Genomic DNA, 1,524 nt, shown 5'->3' with positions numbered 1-1,524 from the left:
TAAAACGCGCTGGTCAGCAATTGCATATTAAGGTTATTGATACCGGCGTCGGCATTGCCAAAACGGATCAGCAACGGATATTTGAGGAGTTTCAGCAAGGTAGTCAGCCAGATCAGAAAGGCCTCGGTCTGGGGCTGGCCATCGCCCACCGGATTAGCGCGATTCTGGGCCATCCCCTGACCGTCCAGTCGACACCGGGTAAAGGCAGTTGCTTTTGCTTATCACTGCCATTAGCCGCAGCACCGGCCACACCGTCTGTTCCCTCTGTGGCCAGCAGTGAAATCAGTGCCCGCTTTGCCGGTAAGAAAATACTACTACTGGATAATGAAGCGCACCTGCTCAGCGCGGTCAGCGCGCTGCTCAGCAGCTGGCAGTGCCAGGTTACTGCGGTAAGTCAGCCCGGCGAAGCGTTAGCAGCAATTAGTCAGGGCTTAAAGCCTGATTTATGTCTGTTCGACTATCATCTGGATAACGCTGCCACCGGCGTTGCCGTCGCTGAGCAACTGGTCAGTCATTTTTCAATCAATGCCCCGGTCATTATTCACTCGGCCGATCATGATCAGAATATCCGCGAGCTGGCACTAAATAGTGGGTTCTACTTTTTACTAAAGCCATTAAAGCCGGCTGCGTTAAAGCGCTTATTTCAGCGCCTGTTGCGGGGTTAAGCGCAGGTTACATCTGCGCTTGCCAAAAGCTGATGGTGAGGAGTTCTGGCCTGATAAAAAGTCATTAGCCGGTATAGCTCTCTGGCAGGCGCAGCTTTTCAAACATAATGCCAGCCAGCGTACGATTATTGACATTAAGCTTGCGTAAAATAGCCGAGACATGCTGCTTGATGGTGGTTTCCTGCACGTTCATTTCATAGGCAATCTGTTTATTCAGTAAACCATCGGCAATCATTTTCAGCACCCGGAACTGCTGCGGTGTCAGTTGCTCTAAGCGTTCGGCAAAATCGTTATCGATAAGGGGTTTGGCATTGTTGACATCGTCTGCCAGCCCTGGGGGCAGCCAGCTGTCACCGTTTAATACGGCACTGATGGCGTCAGATAGCAGCTCTAACGGCACAGATTTAGGAATATAAGCGGCAGCGCCCAGCGCCAGCGCCTGTTTAATAATAACCGGGTCTTCCTCAGCAGATACCATAATCACCGGTACATCCGGGTATTCGGTGCGCAAAGCGCTCAGGCCGGTAAAACCGTCAGAGCCGGGCATTTTTAAATCAAGAAAAATAAAGTGGGTATCAGGGTGCTGGCGCAGCAACGGCCAGACTTGTTCCATAGTTTGCGCCTGTAACAGCAGCGCGTCATTACCTAAGATGGCCGAAGAGGCCTGGGCTAAAGCCACCCGGAACAATGGATGATCATCGGCGATGATAGCAATCATAACGTTTACTTCTGAGTACAAAGACTCACTATAATGTACCGGGGCTTACGCCCCGGCAAGGTTTTTCACTTATCAGAAGCGGTAAGCGACTGTTAAGCTGACTTCACGCGGCGCACCATAATAGCCAATTAAAGTATTATC

General features: G+C 51.0%; 2 protein-coding genes. One reads left to right on the top strand and one right to left on the bottom strand.

The genetic code is table 11. The annotated features are described in order from the left end of the window. The coding region (locus R3177_RS14790) for an ATP-binding protein (protein WP_318971771.1) at nt 1–665 on the top strand (665 nt) is incomplete at its 5' end. 64 nt (nt 666–729) lie between these two features. On the opposite strand, the gene R3177_RS14785 is transcribed toward R3177_RS14790, so the two are convergent. Then, nucleotides 730–1,383, bottom strand: coding sequence for a response regulator transcription factor (locus R3177_RS14785; protein ID WP_318971770.1), 654 nt, complete (start codon nt 1,381–1,383; stop codon nt 730–732). Nucleotides 1,384–1,524: the final 141 nt, after the last annotated feature.

The sequence above is a fragment of the Arsukibacterium sp. genome, assembly GCF_033722355.1.
In the GTDB taxonomy this organism is placed as follows: domain Bacteria; phylum Pseudomonadota; class Gammaproteobacteria; order Enterobacterales; family Alteromonadaceae; genus Alishewanella.
This window is presented reverse-complemented; position numbering and strand designations above follow the sequence as displayed.

Bases quoted from the DNA above. Each gene is read 5' to 3' on its own strand.
- R3177_RS14785 (WP_318971770.1), bottom strand. From the start codon at position 1,383: ATGATTGCTATCATCGCCGATGATCATCCATTGTTCCGGGTGGCTTTA.